3 protein-coding genes are annotated in these 2,935 nt (G+C 43.3%); 1 reads left to right on the top strand and 2 read right to left on the bottom strand.

Annotation, left to right across the window (positions count from 1 at the left end; genetic code table 11):
• The coding region (locus tag J6U00_RS05660) for a glycosyl hydrolase family 8 (protein WP_296580036.1) at positions 1–1,744 on the bottom strand (1,744 nt) is incomplete at its 3' end.
• A 424-nt stretch (positions 1,745–2,168) separates the two neighbouring features.
• Between J6U00_RS05660 and J6U00_RS15170 the strand changes: the two genes are divergently transcribed.
• Complete coding sequence (locus tag J6U00_RS15170) at positions 2,169–2,366, top strand: HNH endonuclease (RefSeq protein WP_365718222.1); 198 nt, start codon at positions 2,169–2,171, stop codon at positions 2,364–2,366.
• 243 nt (positions 2,367–2,609) lie between these two features.
• Here the strand turns inward: J6U00_RS15170 and J6U00_RS05655 are convergent.
• The coding region (locus tag J6U00_RS05655) for a hypothetical protein (RefSeq protein ID WP_296580034.1) at positions 2,610–2,935 on the bottom strand (326 nt) is incomplete at its 5' end.

Here is a 2,935-nt window from a genome sequence, read left to right as displayed (position 1 = left end):
GGAAGCTCTCAGTGTCACTTCCCGCAACACAGAAGCCCTTTGAGAAATCAAACTTTGTTCTGCAGTTATCTGCTTCCCAGAAAAGGTATCTGTGATTACTGCCGTCTGCTTTGTTCAGAAGCGTTCCGTCCGGATATGCGATCACATCCCAGCCGTTGTTATACTTCGGATAGGAAGTATAAAGCTCAGATTCTGTCAGTTCAAGATCGATATGGACATCGGTCTCCTGTTCAGGATAAAGGTAGATGACCGGCTTTCTGGCTGCCATTTCATAGACTACGTATTGTTTTTCTCCTTCATCATCTTTAGTCCTGATCCAGCCAGACTTTCCATTGTATTCCGTAAACAACCAGATATTGTTACCCATCTGAACGCCTGATTCAATAAGATGAGTCTGGGCAGGAATGGAATCAATCGCCTCATAGCTGTCATCAGGTCCGCGGCGAAGTTCCAGTCCATCGATCTCGGTAGTTACACGTATGCCGAACTCAAAACGTTCATCTGGTTCAACATACTCAAGTACCGTGTTTTTTAGAAGTTCACGCTTCATCAGACACAGGTCAAAGAAATCAAGCTTGTTGTCACTATAAAAATCAACATTTTTCCAGTTCGGAAGTTGCGCTTCTCGTACAGCAAGAAGCCATTTCTGAAACAGTACAACATCGGCAACATTGAATTTGCCGTCACCGTTCGCATCACCGGTCGGATTTGCTGATGTTGTTTCCGGCACGATCCATCCACCGTCATCGGTGATCAGGCAAAGCATGGCGATCGTGTTACCAAAATAGGAATCAACGCCAATATCCATAACCTCTTTGCGTATCGCATCATGCCACTTGGTATCTCCGGCCGCTGCCGCGGAAAGCATCAGCGGCGCAGTAAAACAAAGATCGTCCCAGTCCGCGACAGCTTTGCCGTCCGGAGTATAGCCCGCCATGATCTTTTCTGGCTTGCCGCCTGTTTCCTTTACGAAAAATGCGTTGACTGTTTCCGCATACTTTTTTGCATCTGCGTTTTTTCCGACGAGCGCATCTGTACTGATACGCCACGGAACACGGCAGGAATTGTATTCGTAGACACCGTCGTTTTCATTTTCAAGGAAGTTCGCTGGCGCGGGGATCCACTCACCGCTGCTGTCCTTGATGATGAAATCCGGCAGCAGACCAGTCTGATATTTCTCTACAAAATGATTAATGATACTGTAGGTGTTGTCATAAAGCTGCATCCAGCGTTCATCACCGGTCACTTCGTAAAACACCGGAAAATACTGCATGATGAAATCCGAAGCGCGTGTCGCGGTGTAATATTTGTCATTTTTATCGACATCGTATGCCCAGTCACCGAGACGCAGAATGTTATCATCATGGCTCACATCATATTTCATAATGTCATTGATCACAAGTTCCGCCGCCTGACGGTAATTGATTTCACCGGTGCTTCCCCAGATCTTATCTGCCAGCAGCAATGAATAGGCAATATCCAGATCTCCGTCCGTTGCAGAATCCGCACCGTTTGAATCTACGAGTGCCTTGCCATTGTCACTCTGCTGCCACGCCATCAGATGCGGGCCTATGCTGCTCGGATGCGCCAGATAGTAATGATACATGCCGTCGAAAATGTCTTTGGCCTCGTTGTCATAGTCTGACATCAGTGCCGCGATCAGCATTCCATAGCCATGCGCTTCAGAAACAGTGACCTCAACCGTGGAATGTGCTTCCGCATATTCCTTCTCTCCGTAGAACACATAATACTGCGTTTCATCTTTGACGTACGGATTTTGACGCAGATAAGTTTCTTTCCAGTCTTTATAATAATCTTTTGTATCATTGGACAGTGTATGTGCTGATGCAGGAATCGGAATGCTGATCATGTTCAGCAACAGCACACAGCTAAGTAATGCAAAAAGTTTCTTTTTCAAGGCGTTTCCTCCCATCTAGACATTGTATATTTTCCAAGGTTCGTGGAGTGATTTTTTCTTTTCGAGAAAGGAACATATTCTCCTCAGCTTATATTGCTATTATAGCATAGGATTCCACAAAATACAATGAGGAGAGGGAATATCATGTGTCATTGTTCTGCCTGGTGGTAAAACTTGCTGCGGGAAGTATCCATGGGCAGTCACCGGCTATAGGAGGAAAGTGATATGTCAAAAAAGCGTTCATCAGCACATGTTCGTGCACAGAAAAACGGAAAAAATCAGAGATGAGTATACATGTCAGATATGTGGTTCTCACGATAATGTAGAAGGACATCATATCATAGATCATCAGTTTTCTGGAGCAGCAACAGTTGATAATATCATTTCTCTCTGTCATGCTTGTCATAGATCAGTATATAACGGGAAACTGAATCTATTTAAGTTCTGAAGAAAGAAATCTTATAATTGGATAATAATAAAGCTGCAGGAAATGTAAATATATCCCTCGGAGATATAACAAAAACTAATGTTCGCTAACGAACGTGAGCTAAGTGAGCTAGATTTATTATTATTGGGTGTTTTATGTCTGATGCTTACGAATAATAAGCAATAGCATTAATGCTAATTTCTTTGAATACAGCTCAGACTGCCTGCTCTGTACTGACTGCTTGTACATACTTGCCGTTAACTGTCAGGTTCTTCGATGATCTTTTACATAATCTTTGATACGTTTGATCATCATCTGTAATAGTCTGAGCCAGAGCAGCGAATATCCGATCGTGAGCACAAGAAGCACAAGACGACCAAACATTCCTTGTTTGAAGTCCCACGCAAATTGTCCCCAGATCATGATCACAATGCAAATACCATTGACGATTTCGATGAGACCGAACATAAGAATTGAAATCAATTGCATAGCTTTTACCTCTATTTCCAATAGGGTACTACAAAATTCAGTGTTAACATGGATCGAAGTAATGACTTTGTCCCTTATACCGCTGTATTTCTGTTTGTTTT

The sequence above is a fragment of the Ruminococcus sp. genome (assembly GCF_017650195.1).
GTDB lineage: Bacteria > Bacillota > Clostridia > Oscillospirales > Ruminococcaceae > Ruminococcus.
The sequence above is the reverse complement of the archived record's forward strand: the minus strand, read 5'-3'. Positions and strand labels throughout refer to the sequence as shown.